Here is an 18633-nt window from a genome sequence, read left to right on the forward strand (position 1 = left end):
CTTTCGCGTGCGGTGCCTCGCTCGCGTTGGGCGTACTCGCCCGAAGTGCAGGACGTTTTCTACGAACACGTCCATTGTGCGCCGGATCGCGCCACGAAGCGCTTCCCGGCACTTTTTAGGGCAATCAGGCCGCCGTGCCCGCCATCTGCGCGACGATAGCCGGCTTGGCGGGCGTGCCCGCCGAGACAGTCAGGACCTCGTAGCCCGTTTCGGTCACGAGCACCGTGTGCTCCCACTGCGCCGAGAGACTGCGGTCTTTCGTCTTGACGGTCCATTGGTCCGGCATGGTGCGGATGTCGCGGCGGCCGGCGTTGATCATCGGCTCGACGGTGAAGATCATGCCGGGTACGAGTTCGATGCCCGTGCCGGGGCGGCCGTAGTGCAGCACCTGCGGGTCTTCGTGGAACACCGTGCCGATGCCGTGGCCGCAGTATTCGCGCACCACGCTGTAGCCCTGGCTTTCGGCGTAGCGCTGGATGGCATGGCCGATGTCGCCCAGATGGCCGCCGGGACGCACCTGGTCGATGCCGAGCCACATGCATTCATACGTGGTCTGCACGAGGCGTTTGGCGAGGATCGAGCCTTCGCCGACGATGAACATGCGGCTCGTGTCGCCGAAATAGCCGTCCTTGATCACGGTGATGTCGATATTGAGCGCGTCGCCGTTCTTCAGCGCCTTGTCGCCCGGAATACCGTGACAGATCACGTCGTTCACAGAGGTGCAGATCGCCTTCGGGTAGGGCGGATAGCCGGGCGGCTGATAGTTCAGCGGCGCGGGCACCGTGCCCTGCACATTGGTCATGTATTCGTGGCACAGGCGGTCGAGTTCACCTGTCGTCACGCCAGCGGTGACGAACGGCGTGATGTAGTCGAGCACCTCGCTCGCCAGGCGGCAGGCGACGCGCATTTGCGCGATGTCTTGTTCGTTCTTGATCGAAATGGCCATGGTATGCGCCCGAAAATGCAGTCGAATATTGAATTATCGCACCTAATGCGGGTGGTCGCTGACTTTCGCAAAGGCGGGGCGCGATCCGCCACGCGCTTTCGTGCCATATTCCGCGGGTAATAGCTGTCTTGAGTAAGGGGCAGTTTGCGTGCTATACTCTTCGGCTAAGTCGCTTCCCATGTCTTTCGAATTCATCTTCGGGATTTGTGCGGGAGAGTGGCTGAATCCGCCGTTGCCGCGGAGTGCTTTGCCGGGAGTGAATCCTGGCGGGTGCGCGAAGAACATTCGGAAGCATCTTCTTCAGGCAGCACACTCGCAAGCCGGCGCACCCAGGGTGTCGGGCGCGTCGATCTCCGGAAAAGGGAGGGCGCACCGATACGGCAGCCGGCTTCAGACCCAAACCCTTGCGGAGAATTGAAACATGGCAGTTACCATGCGCCAGATGCTGGAAGCCGGTGTCCACTTCGGTCACCAAACGCGCTTCTGGAACCCGAAGATGGCCCCCTTCATTTTCGGCCATCGCAACAAGATTCACATCATCAACCTCGAAAAGACGCTGCCGATGTACAACGACGCGCTGAAGTACGTGCGTCAACTGGCAGCGAACCGCGGCACGATCCTGTTCGTCGGCACGAAGCGTCAATCGCGTGACACGATCGCTGAAGAGGCAAACCGCGCTGGTATGCCGTTCGTGAACGCGCGCTGGCTCGGCGGCATGCTGACCAACTTCAAGACGCTGAAGGTTTCGATCAAGCGCCTGAAGGACATGGAAGCAGCTGTGGAAGCGGGCGAGCTCGAGAAGATGAGCAAGAAGGAAGCCCTCCTGTTCGAACGCGAAATCGCCAAGCTGCAAAAGTCGATCGGCGGCGTGAAGGACATGGGCGGCATTCCGGACGCAATTTTCGTGGTCGACGTCGGCTATCACAAGATTGCCGTGACGGAAGCGAACAAGCTGGGCATCCCCGTGATCGCCGTGGTCGATACGAACCACTCGCCGGAAGGCATCGATTACGTCATCCCGGGTAACGACGACGCCAGCAAGGCTGTCGCGCTGTACACGCAAGGCGTGGCTGACGCGATCCTCGAAGGCCGTGCAAACTCGGTGAACGAAGTGGTTGCAGCTGTGCGCGGCAACGACGGCGACGACGAGTTCGTCGAGGTCAACCCGGAGGCGTAAGCTGCCCCCGTGTCCGGCAAGAAAAGGGGGCTTTCCATAGGCCCCTTTTTTTTAAGCCACGACTTTCGTCGCCGCGTCATATGCGCGGCACCGTAGCCCTGTAGAAGCAGCTGTAAAAAAGCGTTTCACCGCAGGCGGAAACGGAAACGAATTTCTGCCGGCCGCGTCGAAAGGCGGGCGGCGTGTACCAGACAGACTCAAGGAGCGAATGATGGCGGCAATTACCGCAAGCATGGTGGCAGAACTGCGCGCGAAGACCGACGCGCCGATGATGGAATGCAAGAAGGCGCTGACGGAAGCCGACGGCGACCTGGCGCGTGCTGAAGAACTGCTGCGCGTGAAGCTCGGCAACAAGGCCAGCAAGGCCGCTTCGCGCGTGACGGCTGAAGGCGTGATCGCTTCGTTCATCGGTGCCAACGCTGGTGCGATCGTCGAACTGAACTGCGAAACCGACTTCGTCTCGAAGAACGACGACTTCATCGACTTCTCGAAGAAGATCGCCGAACTGATCGCCACGCAAAACCCGGCTGACGTCGCGGCTCTCTCGGCACTGCCGCTGGACGGCTCGACGGTCGACGCAGTGCGTCTCGCGCTCGTCGGCAAGATCGGCGAAAACCTCTCGATCCGCCGCTTCGCGCGTTTCGAAACCGCCAACAAGCTGGCTGCCTACCTGCACGGCACGCGTATCGGCGTGCTGGTCGAGTACACGGGTGCAGACGAGCAAGTGGGCAAGGACGTCGCGATGCACATCGCCGCGATGAAGCCGGTCTCGCTGTCGTCGGACGACGTTCCGGCCGACCTGATCGCCAAGGAGCGCAGCATCGCCGAGCAGAAGGCTGCCGAATCGGGCAAGCCGGCTGAGATCGTCGCGAAGATGGTTGAAGGTTCGGTCCAGAAGTACCTGAAGGAAGTCTCGCTCCTGAACCAGCCGTTCGTTAAGAACGACAAGCAGACGATCGAGCAGATGCTCAAGGCTGCTGGCACGACGGTGCAGAAGTTCGCCCTCTTCGTGGTGGGCGAAGGCATCGAGAAGCGCCAGGACGACTTCGCTGCCGAAGTGGCCGCGCAAGTCGCTGCTGCAAAGCAGCAATAAGGACGGAAAGCCCGCCTGCCGTGTGTTACGCGGCAGGTGGCGCCGCAGTTGTTGCAGCATCGCAGTTGGTTGAGTTGTAAGCCGTGGCGAAGCAATTTGCCATGGCGGGCAGCGTAGCGACGACGCGCATGGTAGTCCCCCGCCGTGCGCGGCGTCGGAAATCTTCGCTATTTCTGGCGGCGCTTGCCCGAAGCCGTATTTCACCCCTACAGTTTCAAGTTATTGCCCTTTGCGCGCGATCCTGGATACCTCCATGCCCACACCCGCCTATAAACGCGTCCTGCTCAAACTTTCCGGCGAAGCCCTGATGGGCGATGATGCTTTTGGCATCAATCGCGCCACGATCGAACGTATGGTGGCAGACGTGGCCGAGGTGGTGCGTCTCGGCACCCAGCTCGCAGTCGTGATCGGCGGCGGCAACATTTTCCGCGGCGTCGCGGGCGGCGCAGCCGGTATGGACCGCGCAACGGCCGACTACATGGGCATGCTCGCCACGATGATGAACGCGCTCGCGCTGCAGGACGCCATGCGTCACGCGGGTATCGAGGCGCGCGTGCAGTCGGCGCTGCGCATGGACCAGGTCGTCGAGCCGTACATCCGCCCCCGTGCGATCCGCCAGCTCGAAGAAGGCAAGGTCGTGATTTTCGCCGCGGGCACGGGCAACCCGTTCTTCACCACCGACACGGCTGCTGCGCTGCGCGGCTCGGAAGTCGGCGCCGAAGTCGTGCTGAAGGCCACCAAGGTCGACGGCGTCTACTCGGCCGACCCGAAGAAGGACCCGACCGCCACGCGTTACTCGACGATCAGCTTCGATGAGGCAATTGGCCGCAACCTGCAGGTCATGGACGCCACCGCGTTCGCACTGTGCCGCGACCAGAAGCTGCCGATCCGGGTTTTTTCCATCGTCAAGCCGGGTGCGCTCAAGCGCATCGTTCTGGGCGAAGACGAAGGTACGCTCGTCCACGTGTAAACTCTCGTCTTACGAGAGGTTCGAACACGGGCCGCGCCGCCCATCAGCGCGCTGGCGGGCCCGTTCCGTTATGAAGGTTCGGAGGTATCAAAATGGCTGTGGCTGACATCAAGAAGGGCGCCGAGCAGAAAATGCAGCGCTCGATCGACGCGTTCAAGAGCGATCTGGCGAAAATCCGCACGGGCCGCGCCCATACCGGTCTGCTCGATCACATCCAGGTCGACTACTACGGCTCGCCCGTGCCCATCTCGCAAGTCGCCAACCTCACGCTCGTCGACGCACGTACGATCGGCGTTCAGGCGTGGGAAAAGAAGATGGTGCCGGTGATCGAAAAGGCGATCCGCGAGTCGGATCTCGGCCTGAACCCGGCCACGCATGGCGACCTGATCCGCGTGCCGATGCCCGCACTGACCGAAGAGCGCCGCAAGGAGCTCACGAAGGTCGTCAAGAACGAAGGTGAAACGGCGAAGGTGGCCGTGCGTAACCTGCGTCGCGACGCGAACGAACAGCTCAAGAAGCTCGTGAAGGACAAGGAAATTTCCGAAGACGACGAGCGCCGTGGCGGCGACGAAGTCCAGAAGCTGACTGACCGCTTCGTGACCGAGATCGACAAGCTCGTCCAGACGAAGGAAGCCGAGATCATGACGGTCTGAAGCCTTAGGGCTTCCAGATTCGCCAGATTTCCGGCGCTTTCCCTTTTTCACCGCAGTTACAGTCCGACGGCCATGACCTATACCAGCTCAACCGTTCGCGTGCCCGAGGTGGCGGCCGTGCCGCGCCACATCGCGATCATCATGGACGGCAATGGCCGTTGGGCAACCCAGCGCCGCCTGCCGCGCGTCGCAGGCCACACGCGCGGCGTCGACGCTGTGCGCTCGGTTGTCGAATCGTGCGTGGAGCGCGGCGTCGAATACGTCACGCTGTTCGCCTTCAGCTCCGAGAACTGGCGCCGTCCGACCGACGAAGTGTCGTTCCTCATGCGTCTTTTCGTCACCGCGCTCGAGCGCGAAGTGGCGCGCCTGCACGCGAACGGCATCCGCCTGCGCGTGGTCGGCGACCTGTCGATGTTCAACGAGCGCATCCAGGACCTGATTCGCCGCGCGGAAACCAAGACCGCGCGCAACACCCGTCTCACGCTCACGATCGCCGCGAACTACGGCGGCCGCTGGGACATCCTCCAGGCCACGCGCAAGCTCGTCGAGGAGGCCGCGACCACGGGTCAGCCAGTGGCGGTCACCGAAGACACGTTGTCCCAGCATCTGGCAATGGCCTATGCGCCCGAACCCGATCTCTTCATACGCACGGGCGGTGAGCAGCGGGTGAGCAACTTCCTGCTCTGGCAACTCGCCTACGCCGAGTTCTATTTCACCGACACGTTCTGGCCGGATTTCGACGCCGAAGCGCTCAGCCGCGCCATTGCGTCGTATGCCGAGCGCGAGCGCCGCTTTGGCCGCACGAGCGCGCAGGTCGTCTCCCAGAACGCCGATTCCCTTTCATGCTAAAGACCCGCGTCATTACGGCGCTCGTCCTGCTGGCAGTCTTCCTGCCCATCACGTTGTTCGCGCCCGTGGCGGCGTTCGGCGCGCTGATCGGTGTCGTGGTCGTGTTCGCCGCGTGGGAGTGGGCGCGCCTCCTGAAGGCGGGCGCGGCCGGCTCGATCGTCTATGCCGTGATCGCGGCGGCCGTTGTCGCGCTCAGTACGCGGCTGCCGGCGCCCCGGCCGCTCTTTCAGGCGGCGGGCGTGTTCTGGGTGATCGCCGGCCCGTACGTCCTGCTGCGCAAGCCCGTGCTAGCCGCAGGCGCCTGGCGCGCTTTCCTGCTGGCCGCGGGGCTCGTTATCTTCGCGGCCTGCTGGCACGCGCTCGTAGCGGCGCGCGCGGCGGGCGTGGCGTTTGTTTTGTCCCTGCTGCTCGTGGTGTGGCTGGCCGATATCGGCGCATACTTTGCAGGTAAGGCATTCGGAAAGCATAAGCTCGCTCCTTCGATCAGCCCCGGCAAAACCTGGGAGGGCGCCGTGGGCGGCTGGGCCGCCGTGATGGTGGTGTCCGGCGCGGCGATCGCGCTGCACGCGTTCGAACCCACGCTGTATTCCGCGCTCGCCGCCCAGAACGGGTTTGGGCGCGCGCTTTTCGTACTTACCGTGCTGGTCGCGTTCAGCGTGATCGGCGATCTGTTCGAGTCGATGCTGAAGCGCCAGGCTGGCGTGAAGGATTCGAGCGGCCTCCTGCCGGGCCACGGCGGAGTCCTCGACCGCATCGACGCGCTGCTGCCCGTGCTGCCGCTTGCCATGCTGCTGCTCGGCTAAAGGCGCCTGGCTAGAGACGCTCGGTTAGAGATTTGAATATGCAAAAACGACTCACACTGCTCGGTTCCACGGGCTCCATTGGCGACAGCACGCTCGACGTCGTCGCGCGTCATCCGCAACGCTTCTCGGTCTATGCGCTCACCGCGCACCGTAACGGCGAAAAGCTCGTCGAACAATGCCTGCGTTTTGCGCCCGAAGTGGCCGTGGTCGGCGACGCCGATACCGCCGCACAGGTCGAGCGCAAGCTGCGCGAGGCCGGTTCGAAGACCGTCGTGACCTACGGGCCGCAGGCGCTCGTCGAAGTTTCGAAGAGCGACGGCTGCGACACGGTGGTCGCGGCCATCGTCGGCGCGGCGGGTCTTGCGCCCACGCTGGCAGCGGCGAAGGCTGGCAAGCAGATCCTGCTCGCCAACAAGGAAGCGCTCGTGATGTCGGGCGACATCTTCATGAACGCCGTGTCCGACAGCGGCGCCGTGCTGCTGCCGCTCGACAGCGAGCACAATGCCGTGTTCCAGTGCTTTCCGCACGAGAGCGCGCAGCGTGACGGCGTCACGAAGATCATCCTGACCGCTTCGGGCGGCCCGTTCCGCACGCGCGAGCCCTTGACGCTCGTGAACGTCACGCCCGACGAGGCCTGCAAGCACCCGAACTGGTCCATGGGCCGCAAGATTTCCGTCGACTCGGCCACGATGATGAACAAGGGCCTCGAAGTGATCGAGGCGCACTACCTGTTCGATCTGCCGGGCGAGCGCATCGACGTGCTGATTCACCCGCAGAGCGTGATCCATTCGATGGTCTCGTACGCCGACGGTTCGGTGCTCGCGCAACTAGGCAACCCCGATATGCGCACGCCGATCGCGCACGCGCTCGCGTACCCGGATCGTGTCGATTCCGGCGTGGCGCAACTGGATCTCGCGCAAATCGCGACGCTCACGTTCGAAAAGCCCGACTACGCGCGCTTTCCGTGTCTCGCGCTCGCCATGCAGGCACTGTCCGCCGGCGGCGTGGCGAGCGCGGCGCTCAATGCGGCGAACGAAGTCGCCGTGGAAGCCTTTTTGAACCGGCGCATCGGCTTCATGGCCATCGCCCAGACGGTAGATGCCGTACTCAACGCGCTCGAGAACCGCAACGCGTCGAGTCTCGAAGTCGTGCTCGAAGCCGACGCGGCCGCCCGCCGCGCGGCTCACACCATCATCGACAGCCTGCCGGTGCCGGCCTGACAGGTCAGCGAGGGGCTTGCGGAAGGGCCCTTGTGGCCCCTCAGGCACGCGAGCCCGACCTCGGGGCCGCTCCCGCACCGGTGCGCTGCTTCCAGCCCAGGAGGCGCTCATGAACCTGCTTACCGAACTGGTCGCATTCGTCGTCGCGATCGGCGTGCTGGTCGTCGTGCACGAATACGGGCACTACAGCGTCGCGCGCTTGTGCGGCGTGAAGGTGCTGCGTTTCTCGATCGGTTTTGGGCGGCCGCTCGTCCAGTGGGTCAGCAAGAAGAGCGGCACCGAATGGACCATCGCGGCGCTGCCGCTCGGCGGCTACGTGAAGATGCTCGACGAGCGCGAGTCGCCCGACCAGATTCCCGCGAGCGATTTGCCCCACGCGTTCAACCGCCAGTCGGTCGGCAAGCGCATTGCGATCGTCGCGGCCGGGCCGATCGCCAATTTCGTGCTGGCTATCGCGCTCTTTGCGGTGGTCTATGCGAGCGGTGTGACCGAACAGAAGGCCATCGTCGCGGCGCCGCCCGCGCAATCGGCGGCGGCGCGGGCCGGCTTCCAGGGCGGGGAAACCATTCTTTCGGTGAGCGATGCAAACGGCAGTCGCACCGAGCCCGTGCGTTCGTGGTCCGACCTGCGCTGGAAACTGCTCAGCACGGCGTTCGATCAGGGCCATGTCGTGCTTGCCGCGCGTGACGGCGAGGGCACCTACGATTTCCCGCTCGATCTCTCGCAACTGACCAGCAAGGATCTCGACGACGACTTCATGGCGAAGCTCGGCCTCGAGGCCGGCGGCAACACGCTCAAGGTAGCGGCAGTGGAAGCGGGTAGTGCGGCGCAACATGCCGGGCTGCAAGCGGGGGATCAACTGCGCGCCGTCGACGGCCGGGCCGTGGACAGCGCAAGCACTTTCATCGCCTACGTGAAGGCGCACGCGGGCAAGCCCGTGCAACTCACGGTCGCGCGCGGCGACGCTGCACCGAACACCCAGCAGATGCTTACGCTCACCGTCACGCCGACGCTCCAGCGCGACGCGCAGACCGGCGAAGACGTGGGCCGAATCGGCGCCGCGCTTGCGGCACAGGCGCCCTCCGTGGACGTGCGTTACGGACCGCTCGAGAGCGTGCGGCTCGGTGCGTATCGCACGTGGGACATCGCGGTGTATTCGCTGCGGATGTTCGGCCGCATGATCACGGGCGAAGCATCGCTGAAGAATCTGTCGGGGCCGGTGACGATTGCTGACTATGCCGGCAAGAGCGCGCGACTGGGCCCCTCCGCGTTCCTGTCGTTCCTCGCCCTCGTGAGCATCAGCCTCGGCGTATTGAATCTGCTCCCAATTCCGGTATTGGACGGGGGGCATCTGTTATATTATGCGGTTGAAGCCGTAACGGGCAAAGCCGTCTCGGACCGCTGGCAGCTCGTGCTGCAGCGCGCGGGACTTGCCTGCATCGTCGCACTGTCGGCGATCGCGTTGTTCAACGATCTGGCTCGGTTAATCCATTTTTAAAGATGTCTGGCGGCGTCCGAGGGCGGGCCGCCTGACCTGATGCAGCTATACATAATTGGGGAAGCACGTTGTTTAGACCTCATCGCTTGGTTCCAAAAACGGTTGCGGCCGCGGCGATCGCCGCACATGGACTCGTTGCGCACGCAGCAACGACGCCTTTCGTGGTTCAGGACATTCGCATCGAAGGGCTGCAACGCGTCGAGCCGGGCACGGTGTTCGCCTACCTGCCGATCAAGCAGGGCGACACCTTCACCGACGACAAGGCGTCCGAGGCCATCCGCGCACTCTATGCGACGGGCTTCTTCAACGACGTGAAGATCGCCGCTGAAGGCGGCGTGGTGGTGGTGCAGGTGCAGGAACGCCCGGCCATCGGCACGATCGACTTTGCGGGCATCAAGGAATTCGACAAGGACAACCTGACCAAGGCGCTGCGCGCGGTCGGTCTCTCGCAAGGCCGCTACTACGACAAGGCGCTCGTGGACAAGGCCGAGCAGGAGCTCAAGCGCCAGTACCTCACGCGCGGCTTCTACGCCGCCGAGGTCACGACCACGGTCACGCCGATCGACCGCAATCGCGTCGGTCTGCTGTTCTCGGTGGTCGAAGGTCCGAGCGCGAAGATCCGCCAGATCAACTTCATCGGCAACAAGACGTACAGCAGCGGCACGCTCCTCTCGGAGATGCAGCTGTCCACGCCGAACTGGTTCTCGTGGTACACGAAGAACGACCTCTACTCGAAGGAAAAGCTCACGGGCGACCTCGAGAACGTGCGCTCGTACTACCTGAATCACGGCTACCTCGAGTTCAACATCGACTCGACGCAGGTCTCGATCTCGCCCGACAAGAAGGACATGTACCTCACCATCGGCATTCACGAAGGTGAGCCGTACAAGGTGTCGGGTGTCCAGCTGTCGGGCAACCTGCTCGACCGCGAGGCCGAACTCAGGAAGCTCATCAAGATCAAGCCGGGCGATACCTTCTCGGCCGAGAAGCTGCAAGCCACGACCAAGGCCATCGTCGACAAGCTCGGCGAATACGGCTACGCGTTCGCGACCGTCAATGCGCTGCCGCAGATCGACCAGGCGAATCACACGGTCAACCTCACGCTGCAGGTCGATCCGAGCCGCCGCGTGTACGTGCGCCGCATCAACGTGGTGGGCAACACGCGTACCCGCGACGAAGTCGTGCGCCGCGAAATGCGCCAGCTTGAAAGCTCGTGGTTCGATTCGAACCGCCTCGCGCTCTCGAAGGACCGCATCAACCGTCTGGGCTACTTCACCGACGTCGACGTGACCACGGTGCCCGTGGAGGGCACGGCCGACCAGGTCGACGTGAACGTGAAGGTTGCCGAAAAGCCGACCGGCGCGATCACACTGGGCGCGGGCTTCTCGTCAACCGACAAGGTGGTGCTGTCGGCGGGCGTGTCGCAGGACAACGTGTTCGGTTCGGGCACGTCGCTCTCGCTGAACGTGAACACCGCGAAGACGTACCGCACGCTGGCCCTCACGCAGGTGGACCCGTACTTCACGGTGGACGGCATCAAGCGCATTACCGACGTCTACTACCGTACGTACCAGCCGCTGTACTACTCGACCGATTCGAGCTTCCGCATCATCACGATGGGCGGCGACCTGAAGTTCGGCATCCCGTTCTCGGAAGTCGACACGGTCTACTTCGGCGCGGGCTTCGAGCAGGACACGCTCGACGTCGACTCGAACACGCCGCAGAGCTACATCGACTACGTGAACGAGTTCGGCCGCGTGTCGAACAACGTGCCGCTCACGGTGGGCTGGTCGCGCGACGCGCGTGACAGCGCGCTCGTGCCGAGCAAGGGCTACTTCACGCAGGCGAATGCCGAGTACGGCACGCCGGTTGGCGGTACGCAGTACTACAAGGCCGACGTGCAGGCCCAGTACTACTACTCGTTCGCGCGCGGCTTCGTGCTGGGCCTGAACTTCCAGGGCGGCTACGGTAACGGCCTGAGCGGCAAGCCGTACCCGATCTTCAAGAACTACTACGCGGGCGGTATTGGTTCGGTGCGTGGCTACGAGCCAAGTTCGCTCGGTCCGCGCGACAAGACCACGAATGACCCGATCGGCGGTTCGAAGATGATCGTCGGTAACGTCGAGTTGACCTTCCCGCTGCCGGGCACGGGCTATGACCGCACGCTGCGCGTCTTTACGTTCGTCGATGGTGGTAACGTCTGGGGCACGGAAGGCAACAGCACTGGCGCGAACGGCCTGCGTTACAGCTACGGTTTCGGTCTCGCGTGGATTTCGCCGATCGGCCCGCTCAAGCTGAGCCTTGGCTTCCCGCTCGTCAAGCACGAAGGCGACCAGTACCAGAAGTTCCAGTTCCAGATCGGGACGGCGTTCTGACGTATGTTTTGCCCGGCTGTTGCGCGCACCGCGCGCAGCGCCGGAATCCAGGAAACGAGAGGATGACTTTGCTAACGGGTATGTTTTCCAGACGGACGATCGGGGCGATTGCCGTGTCGCTGGCGCTCCTCGGTGTTGGCATGGGTGTGGCGCAGGCGCAGGAAGCCAGGATCGCGGCGGTCAATTCCGATCGCATCCTGCGCGAATCGGCTCCCGCGAAGGCCGCGCAGACCAAGCTCGAAGCCGAGTTCGCCAAGCGCGACAAGGATCTGCAGGACATGGCGCAACGCCTGAAGTCGATGTCCGATTCGCTCGACAAGAACGGCCCGTCGATGTCGCCGACCGATCGCGCGCAGAAGCAGCGCGACCTTTCCGCGCTCGACAGCGACTTCCAGCGCAAGCAGCGCGAATTCCGCGAAGACCTGAACCAGCGCCGCAATGAAGAACTGGCGGCAGTGCTCGACCGCGCGAACAAGGTGATCAAGCAGATCGCCGAGCAGCAGCACTACGACCTGATCGTGCAGGAAGCGGTGTACGTGAGCCCGCGCATCGACATCACCGATCAGGTGCTGAAGGCGCTCGCGGCGAACAGCGCCGGCAGTGGTAGCAGCAGCAACTAAAGCAACGAAAAGTCACTACAGGCAACTAAGGCAGGAGCAGCACGCGCATGGCATTTACGCTTGAGGACATTGTCGGGCGGTTCGGCGGCGAGGTGGTGGGCGATGCGACGCAACGCGTCAGTTCGCTGGCGCCGCTCGACCAGGCGGGTCCGCAACAGCTCGCGTTCCTCGCGAATCCGAAGTATCTCGCCCAGGTGGAGACGACCCGCGCGGGCGCTGTGCTCATCAGCCCCGGCGACCTCGAGAAGCTCGCATCGCGCGAGGGACGCAACTTCATCGTCACACCGAATCCGTATGCTTACTTCGCGCGTGTCGCGCAGGCGTATATCGACCTTGCCGCGCCGAAGGCGCAGCCCGGCATCCACGCCAGTGCCCACGTCGACGCGAAGGCGCAGGTTGCCGCGAGCGCGGTGATCGGCCCGAACGTCACGATTGAAGCGGGCGCCGTGATCGGCGAAAACGTCAGGCTTGACGCGAACGTCTTCATTGGCCGCGGCACCCAGGTGGGTGAGGGCTCGCACCTGTATCCGGGCGTGACCGTCTACCACAGCTGCAAGCTCGGCGCGCGTGCCATCGTGCATGCCGGCGCCGTGATCGGCTCGGACGGTTTTGGTTTTGCCCCCGATTTCACGGGCGAGGGCGACGCACGCACGGGTAGCTGGGTCAAGATTCCGCAGGTGGGCGGCGTGGCCATCGGGCCCGACGTCGAGATCGGCGCGAACACCACGATCGACCGCGGCGCGATGGCCGATACGATCATCGAAGAATGCGTGAAGATCGATAACCTCGTGCAGATCGGCCACAACTGCAAGATCGGTGCGTACACGGTCATCGCGGGCTGTGCCGGCATTGCGGGCAGCACGACGATCGGGCGCCATTGCATGATCGGCGGCGCGGTGGGCATTGCGGGGCACGTCACGCTGGCCGACTACGTGATCGTTACGGCAAAGTCGGGCGTCTCGAAGTCGTTGCCGAAGGCCGGCATCTACACGAGCGCCTTCCCGGCGGTCGATCACGCCGACTGGAACAAGAGCGCCGCGCTGTTGCGTAACATCGACAAGCTGCGCGACCGTATCAAGGCGCTCGAGGCGGCGGTTGCCCAGAAGCCGCAGGGCGAATAAGAAAGCAGTATCGAGGTGGAGGGCGGCGTGTCGCGCAAGCGGCGCGCCGCTTTGCCTAGCGAACGACCAAAGTTGCCCGCCTGGGGCTACCCGCCCGGGGCAATCCTCATGCACGGGAGCCCGGGCGTGGCGCATACTTCGCGTCAGCGCGGGCGTGTTTGGTCAAGCGCCTCGAATATCGAAATCGAAAGTCACACGCGCAATTCCTGCGTGAGCAGAACCACCATGAACATCGAAAAACTCAACTTCGACATCCACAAGATCCTCACGCTGTTGCCGCACCGCTATCCGTTCCTGATGGTGGACCGGGTTCTCGAGCTGGAGCCGCACAAGAGCATCAAGGCGTTGAAGAACGTGACGGTCAACGAGCCCTTTTTCACGGGGCACTTCCCGCAGCGTCCGGTGATGCCTGGCGTGATGATTCTCGAGGCGCTGGCGCAAACCGCCGCGCTGCTCACGTTCTCGGAGGAAGAGCAGGACTTCGAGAATACGCTGTACTACTTCGTGGGCATCGACGGTGCGCGCTTCAAGCGCGTAGTCGAGCCGGGCGACCAGCTCATCCTGAACGTGACGTTCGAGCGCTACATGCGCGGCATCTGGAAGTTCAAGGCGGTAGCCGAAGTCGAAGGCTCCGTGGCCTGCGAGGCGGAACTCATGTGCACCGTCAAGAAAATGGACGCGGCGCAATAAGAAGCGCCGCCGCATGCCGCAGCGCGCCTTGACCTCGAGGCGCCGCAGCACGGAAACAGAATCGGAGAGCGAGGACCAATGAGCAGGATCCATCCCACTGCGGTCGTCGAGTCGGGCGCGCAGATCGACGAATCGGTCGAAATCGGGCCGTTCGCGGTCATCGGTGCAAACGTCACCATCGGCGCCCGCACGACGGTCGGCTCGCATAGCGTGCTGGAAGGCCACACGACGATTGGCGAAGACAACTCGATCGGCCACTACGCGTCGATCGGCGGCCGTCCGCAGGACATGAAGTACAAGGGCGAGCCCACGAAGCTCGTAATTGGCAACCGCAACACGATCCGCGAGTTCACGACCCTGCATACGGGCACGGTGCAGGACACTGGCGTCACGATCATCGGCGACGACTGCTGGATCATGGCCTACGTGCACGTTGGCCACGATTGCCGTCTCGGCAACAACATCATCATGTCGAGCAACGCGCAGCTCGCGGGGCACGTGATCGTCGACGACCACGCGATCATCGGCGGCATGACCGGTGTGCACCAGTTCGTGCGCATTGGTACGCACTCGATGGTCGGCGGCGCCTCGGCGCTGGTGCAGGACGTGCCGCCGTTCGTGATCGCCGCCGGGAACAAGGCGGTGCCGCACGGCATCAACGTCGAAGGTCTGCGCCGCCGCGGTTTCTCGCCCGACGCGATTTCCGCGCTGCGCTCGGCGTATCGCACGCTCTACAAGAACGGGCTCTCGCTCGAAGAGGCGAAGGTGCAGCTCGCCGATCTCGCTCAGGCGGGCGGCGACGGCGACGTGTACGTGAAGGCGCTGCTCGACTTCGTCGAGCAGTCGCAACGCGGCATCATTCGCTGATCGATGGCGCTGCAAACGCGTCCGCTGCGCCTCGCGATCGTCGCCGGCGAGCCGTCCGGCGACCTGCTTGCGGCATCGCTGCTCGCGGGTCTGAAGGCCCGCTTGCCCGATACTACGCAGTACTACGGAATCGGCGGCCCGCGCATGATGGCAGCCGGCTTCGACGCGCACTGGCCAATGGAAAAGCTCTCGGTGCGCGGCTACGTCGAGGCGCTGCGGCACATTCCCGAGATTTTGCGCATCCGCAACGAGCTCAAGCATCAGTTGCTGGCCGATCCGCCTGACGCCTTCATCGGCGTGGATGCGCCTGACTTCAACTTCGGTCTGGAGCACGCGCTGCGCGACGCGGGTATTCCGACGATCCACTTCGTCTGCCCGTCGATCTGGGCGTGGCGAGGCGGTCGCATCAAGAAGATCCAGAAGGCCGTGGATCACATGCTGTGCGTGTTCCCGTTCGAAACGGCGCTGCTCGAGAAGGCCGGGGTGGCGGCGTCGTATGTGGGGCATCCGCTCGCCGACGAGATTCCGCTCGAACCGGACATGGCCGGCGCGCGCCGCACGCTCGGCCTGCCGGAAAGCGGCCCGGTGATCGCGGTGCTGCCGGGCAGCCGCCGCTCGGAAATCAATCTGATCGGGCCGACCTTCTTCGACGCGATGCAGATCATGCAACGGCGCGAGCCGGCGCTGCGCTTCGTGATGCCGGCGGCGACGCCTGCAATCCACGCGCAGTTGCAGGAGCTCGCCAACGCGCACCAGGGTCTCGCGCTCACGATCATCGATGGCCAGTCGCAACTCGCCATGACGGCCGCCGACGCGATCCTCGTGAAAAGCGGCACGGTCACGCTCGAAGCGGCGCTGCTCAAGAGGCCGATGGTCATCTCCTACAAGGTGCCCTGGCTCACGGGGCAGATCATGCGCCGCCAGGCCTATCTGCCTTACGTGGGTTTGCCGAACATTCTCGCGGGCCGCTTCGTCGTGCCGGAAATCCTGCAGCATTTCGCGACGCCGGAGGCGCTTGCCGACGCGACGCTCACGCAGTTGCAGGACGAGGCAAACCGGCGCACGCTGACCGAGGTGTTCACGCAGATGCATCTGACCCTGCGCCAGAACACGGCGGAGCGTGCGGCCGAAGTGGTCGCGAGCATCGTCGAACGCCGCAAGGGGCGGGCATGAGCGAGGGTACGATCAAGCGCGCAAAAGCGCCGGCCGTGAAAAAGCCGCCGTCGCAGGCAGCACTCAAGCTTGCTGCGCGCCGCAAGGCAGCGCGGCAAGCCGGGCTGCTGTTCGAGTCGCCAGACGATGTCATTTGCGGCGTGGACGAGGCGGGGCGCGGGCCGCTGGCCGGGCCCGTGGTCGCGGCCGCCGTGATCCTCGATCCGGCCCGGCCGATTCGCGGGCTCGACGACTCGAAGGTGCTGACGGCGCAGGCTCGCGAAGCGCTCTACGAGCGCATCGTCGAACGCTCACTCGCGTGGTGCGTTGCCTCCGCGAGCGTCGAGGAAATCGACACGCTCAACATCCTGCACGCAACGATGCTGGCGATGCGGCGTGCCGTCGAAGGCTTGAGCATCGTGCCAACGCTCGCGAAGATCGACGGCAATCGCTGCCCGGTGATGCCGGTGCGCAGCGAGGCGGTGATCGGCGGCGACGCGCTCGTGCCGAGCATTTCGGCGGCGTCGATCATCGCGAAAGTCACGCGCGACCGCATGCTCGTCGATCTGCACCAGGCGCATCCGCATTACGGTTTCGACGCCCACGCGGGCTACGGCACGCCGCAGCATCTCGAAGCGTTGCGCGTGCATGGTCCGTGCGAGCATCACCGGCGCTCGTTCGCGCCCGTGCGCGACGCGTACGCATTGCACGGCATCGTCCTCGCCGGTGCTTCGACGGTGGTCACTGCCGGCCCGGAAGAAGGCGACGCCTTCGCGCCACTGTCTTGAGCCGCTAATGGCGTCCCGCGCGAGCGGGCGCCATAGTGCGTAGTGCAGGCGCCGCTGTTCTTCTTTCTCTCGATCCTCATTAGACACGCCAGGCCCGCCCGTGAAAGCCATTACCTCGCGCGACAATCCGCTCTACAAACGCCTGAAGGCGTTGGCCGGCTCGACGCATCAACAGCGGCGCAGCCACCAGGCTTTGCTCGAAGGCTTCCACCTCGCGAGCGCCTGGCTCGATGGTGGTTCGCAGCCCGAATTCTGCGTGGTGACCGAAGGCGCGCTCACGCATGAGGAGGCTCAGGCCATCGTCGCCCGCGTGGACGAGCGCCGCGTGATCACGCTGCCCGACGCGCTCTTCGGGCAACTCTCGAACGTCGTGCATGGCGTAGGGCTGCTGCTGCTCGTCGACATGCCGGAGGCACAACTGCCCGAACGCGTCGGCTCGACTTGCCTCGTGCTCGACGGCTTGCAGGACGCTGGCAACGTCGGCTCGATCCTGCGCAGCGCGGCCGCCGCCGGCATCGACAAGGTTTTTTGCACGCCGGGCACGGCCTATGTGTGGTCGTCAAAGGTGCTGCGCTCGGCAATGGGCGCGCACTTTCTCCTGCAGGTGTTCGAGAACGTGGAGGCCGAAGCGCTCGTCGAGATGCTTGGCGTGCCGGTCGTCATCACCGATTCGCACGGGGCGCAGGCGATCGACGAGGCCGATCTCACGGGCCAGGTCGCATGGGTGTTCGGCAACGAAGGGGCGGGCGTGTCGCAGGTCTGGCGCGACGCGGCGGCGCTGCGCGTGACGATTCCGCAGCCGGGCGGCATGGAGTCGCTCAACGTCGCGGCGGCGGCGGCCGTGTGCGTGTTCGAGCAATGCCGGCAGCAACGGCATGCGCGTTGACGCTCGCAGCAGTCAGTAATAAAAAAGCCCGCGTCGTGACGCGGGCTTTTTTATTTCAGGCAGGCCGTTTCAATACGACGGCTTGTCGATGCGAATTTCCTGCAGGATCGTGGTGGCGATTTCCTCGATCGACTTGTGCGTTGACGAGAGCCACTTGATGCCTTCGCGGCGCATCATCGCCTCGGCTTCGTTCACTTCATAGCGGCAGTTTTCCAGCGCGGCGTACTTGCTGCCCGGACGCCGCTCGTTGCGGATCTCAGTGAGACGCTGCGGGTCAATTGAAAGGCCGAAAATCTTCGTGCGATGCGGCAGCAGCGAATTCGGCAGCTTGCCGCGCTCGAAATCGTCGGGAATCAGCGGATAGTTCGCGGCCTTCACGCCGTACTGCATGGCGAGGTAGAGGCTGGTAGGCGTCTTGCCGCTGCGTGACACGCCCACGAGGATCACATCGGCGTCGGCGAGGTTGCGGTCGGACTGGCCGTCGTCGTGCGCGAGCGAGAAGTTGATCGCCTCGATACGGTTCTTGTATTCGTCGGTGTCGGCGTTCTGGTGGCCGCGACCCATCGCGTGGCTCGACTTCAGTTCCAGCTCTTGCTCGAGCGGCTCCACGAAGGTCTGGAACATGTCCATCACGAGCGCATTCGCGCGCTTGACGATTTCGTTCGAATTGCTGTCCACGAGCGTTGTGAACACGATCGGCCGGCGGCCTTCCTGCACGGCGGCTTCGTTGATCTTCTCGGCGGTCGAGTAGGCCTTGTCGGTCGAATCGACAAACGGCACGCGCACGAGGCGGAATTTCTGGTCGAACTGCGACAGGATCGAATGCGCGAAGGTTTCGGCAGTGATCCCGGTACCGTCGGAGACGATGAATACGGTTGGCGGCATCGGTTGAGGCTGGGTACGTGAGCTGCAGGGCCGCTCGGGA

18 protein-coding genes are annotated in these 18633 nt (G+C 64.1%); 16 read left to right on the top strand and 2 right to left on the bottom strand.

The features are described 5' to 3' along the window. Positions 1–124: 124 nt before the first annotated feature. Complete coding sequence (map, locus tag U5A65_RS18885; protein WP_321908801.1) at positions 125–946, bottom strand: type I methionyl aminopeptidase; 822 nt, start codon at positions 944–946, stop codon at positions 125–127. Between the two features lie 421 nt (positions 947–1367). On the opposite strand from map, the gene rpsB reads away from it, so the two are divergent. The 16 genes from rpsB to U5A65_RS18965 all read left to right on the top strand — a co-directional run bounded on the left by rpsB (position 1368) and on the right by U5A65_RS18965 (position 17708). Next, positions 1368–2123, top strand: a complete 756-nt coding sequence (gene rpsB, locus U5A65_RS18890; RefSeq protein ID WP_112172807.1) for a 30S ribosomal protein S2 — start codon at positions 1368–1370, stop codon at positions 2121–2123. Positions 2124–2334: 211 nt separating this feature from the next. Further along, positions 2335–3216 (top strand): translation elongation factor Ts, encoded by an 882-nt coding sequence (gene tsf / locus U5A65_RS18895; protein WP_158757668.1) that lies wholly within the window; start codon positions 2335–2337, stop codon positions 3214–3216. A gap of 253 nt (positions 3217–3469) precedes the next feature. After that, positions 3470–4186, top strand: coding sequence for a UMP kinase (gene pyrH / locus U5A65_RS18900; RefSeq protein ID WP_028204061.1), 717 nt, complete (start codon positions 3470–3472; stop codon positions 4184–4186). 92 nt (positions 4187–4278) lie between these two features. Continuing rightward, positions 4279–4839, top strand: a complete 561-nt coding sequence (gene frr / locus U5A65_RS18905; RefSeq protein ID WP_028204060.1) for a ribosome recycling factor — start codon at positions 4279–4281, stop codon at positions 4837–4839. A gap of 72 nt (positions 4840–4911) precedes the next feature. Continuing rightward, positions 4912–5688 (top strand): isoprenyl transferase, encoded by a 777-nt coding sequence (locus U5A65_RS18910; RefSeq protein WP_321908793.1) that lies wholly within the window; start codon positions 4912–4914, stop codon positions 5686–5688. Beyond that, a complete protein-coding gene (locus U5A65_RS18915; RefSeq protein WP_321908791.1) occupies positions 5682–6491 on the top strand; it encodes a phosphatidate cytidylyltransferase in 810 nt (269 codons plus the stop codon). Before U5A65_RS18910 ends, U5A65_RS18915 begins: the two co-directional genes overlap by 7 nt. A 38-nt stretch (positions 6492–6529) precedes the next feature. Beyond that, on the top strand, positions 6530–7711 hold the full coding sequence (locus tag U5A65_RS18920; protein WP_321946960.1) for a 1-deoxy-D-xylulose-5-phosphate reductoisomerase: 1182 nt from the start codon (positions 6530–6532) through the stop codon (positions 7709–7711). A 109-nt stretch (positions 7712–7820) separates the two neighbouring features. Continuing rightward, positions 7821–9209, top strand: a complete 1389-nt coding sequence (gene rseP, locus U5A65_RS18925) for an RIP metalloprotease RseP (protein WP_321946961.1) — start codon at positions 7821–7823, stop codon at positions 9207–9209. A gap of 68 nt (positions 9210–9277) precedes the next feature. Further along, positions 9278–11584: an outer membrane protein assembly factor BamA gene (gene bamA, locus U5A65_RS18930; RefSeq protein ID WP_321908786.1), complete on the top strand. Its 2307-nt coding sequence runs from the start codon at positions 9278–9280 to the stop codon at positions 11582–11584. Between the two features lie 68 nt (positions 11585–11652). Next, a complete protein-coding gene (locus tag U5A65_RS18935) occupies positions 11653–12204 on the top strand; it encodes an OmpH family outer membrane protein (RefSeq protein WP_321909194.1) in 552 nt (183 codons plus the stop codon). Positions 12205–12251: 47 nt separating this feature from the next. Next, positions 12252–13325 (top strand): UDP-3-O-(3-hydroxymyristoyl)glucosamine N-acyltransferase, encoded by a 1074-nt coding sequence (lpxD, locus tag U5A65_RS18940; protein ID WP_321934863.1) that lies wholly within the window; start codon positions 12252–12254, stop codon positions 13323–13325. A 225-nt stretch (positions 13326–13550) separates the two neighbouring features. Then, positions 13551–14015 carry a 3-hydroxyacyl-ACP dehydratase FabZ gene (gene fabZ, locus U5A65_RS18945; protein ID WP_112172932.1) on the top strand — a complete coding sequence of 155 codons (465 nt, stop codon included), beginning with the start codon at positions 13551–13553 and terminating at the stop codon, positions 14013–14015. A gap of 78 nt (positions 14016–14093) precedes the next feature. Continuing rightward, positions 14094–14882, top strand: coding sequence for an acyl-ACP--UDP-N-acetylglucosamine O-acyltransferase (gene lpxA, locus U5A65_RS18950; protein WP_321908781.1), 789 nt, complete (start codon positions 14094–14096; stop codon positions 14880–14882). A gap of 3 nt (positions 14883–14885) precedes the next feature. Further along, on the top strand, positions 14886–16055 hold the full coding sequence (gene lpxB, locus U5A65_RS18955) for a lipid-A-disaccharide synthase (protein ID WP_321946962.1): 1170 nt from the start codon (positions 14886–14888) through the stop codon (positions 16053–16055). Beyond that, positions 16052–16822 carry a ribonuclease HII gene (rnhB, locus tag U5A65_RS18960; RefSeq protein WP_321934860.1) on the top strand — a complete coding sequence of 257 codons (771 nt, stop codon included), beginning with the start codon at positions 16052–16054 and terminating at the stop codon, positions 16820–16822. The genes lpxB and rnhB overlap by 4 nt, the downstream gene beginning before the upstream one ends. A 100-nt stretch (positions 16823–16922) precedes the next feature. Continuing rightward, the gene (locus tag U5A65_RS18965) at positions 16923–17708 is read left to right on the top strand and encodes an RNA methyltransferase (RefSeq protein ID WP_321934859.1); all 786 of its coding nucleotides are present in this window, start codon (positions 16923–16925) and stop codon (positions 17706–17708) included. A 69-nt stretch (positions 17709–17777) separates the two neighbouring features. Here the strand turns inward: U5A65_RS18965 and U5A65_RS18970 are convergent, their stop codons facing one another. Further along, a complete protein-coding gene (locus U5A65_RS18970) occupies positions 17778–18593 on the bottom strand; it encodes a pyruvate, water dikinase regulatory protein (protein ID WP_321908775.1) in 816 nt (271 codons plus the stop codon). Between the last annotated feature and the right edge of the window lie 40 nt (positions 18594–18633).

The sequence above is a fragment of the Paraburkholderia sp. J10-1 genome (assembly GCF_905220165.1).
Classification (GTDB): domain Bacteria; phylum Pseudomonadota; class Gammaproteobacteria; order Burkholderiales; family Burkholderiaceae; genus Paraburkholderia.

What these genes read in the sequence shown, in the direction of transcription:
- map (WP_321908801.1), bottom strand. Translation starts at nt 946, where the DNA reads ATGGCCATTTCGATCAAGAACGAACAAGACATCGCGCAAATGCGCGTC.
- rpsB (WP_112172807.1), top strand. Translation starts at nt 1,368, where the DNA reads ATGGCAGTTACCATGCGCCAGATGCTGGAAGCCGGTGTCCACTTCGGT.
- tsf (WP_158757668.1), top strand. Translation starts at nt 2,335, where the DNA reads ATGGCGGCAATTACCGCAAGCATGGTGGCAGAACTGCGCGCGAAGACC.
- pyrH (WP_028204061.1), top strand. Translation starts at nt 3,470, where the DNA reads ATGCCCACACCCGCCTATAAACGCGTCCTGCTCAAACTTTCCGGCGAA.
- frr (WP_028204060.1), top strand. Translation starts at nt 4,279, where the DNA reads ATGGCTGTGGCTGACATCAAGAAGGGCGCCGAGCAGAAAATGCAGCGC.
- U5A65_RS18910 (WP_321908793.1), top strand. Translation starts at nt 4,912, where the DNA reads ATGACCTATACCAGCTCAACCGTTCGCGTGCCCGAGGTGGCGGCCGTG.
- U5A65_RS18915 (WP_321908791.1), top strand. Translation starts at nt 5,682, where the DNA reads ATGCTAAAGACCCGCGTCATTACGGCGCTCGTCCTGCTGGCAGTCTTC.
- U5A65_RS18920 (WP_321946960.1), top strand. Translation starts at nt 6,530, where the DNA reads ATGCAAAAACGACTCACACTGCTCGGTTCCACGGGCTCCATTGGCGAC.
- rseP (WP_321946961.1), top strand. Translation starts at nt 7,821, where the DNA reads ATGAACCTGCTTACCGAACTGGTCGCATTCGTCGTCGCGATCGGCGTG.
- lpxD (WP_321934863.1), top strand. Translation starts at nt 12,252, where the DNA reads ATGGCATTTACGCTTGAGGACATTGTCGGGCGGTTCGGCGGCGAGGTG.
- fabZ (WP_112172932.1), top strand. Translation starts at nt 13,551, where the DNA reads ATGAACATCGAAAAACTCAACTTCGACATCCACAAGATCCTCACGCTG.
- lpxA (WP_321908781.1), top strand. Translation starts at nt 14,094, where the DNA reads ATGAGCAGGATCCATCCCACTGCGGTCGTCGAGTCGGGCGCGCAGATC.
- lpxB (WP_321946962.1), top strand. Translation starts at nt 14,886, where the DNA reads ATGGCGCTGCAAACGCGTCCGCTGCGCCTCGCGATCGTCGCCGGCGAG.
- rnhB (WP_321934860.1), top strand. Translation starts at nt 16,052, where the DNA reads ATGAGCGAGGGTACGATCAAGCGCGCAAAAGCGCCGGCCGTGAAAAAG.
- U5A65_RS18970 (WP_321908775.1), bottom strand. Translation starts at nt 18,593, where the DNA reads ATGCCGCCAACCGTATTCATCGTCTCCGACGGTACCGGGATCACTGCC.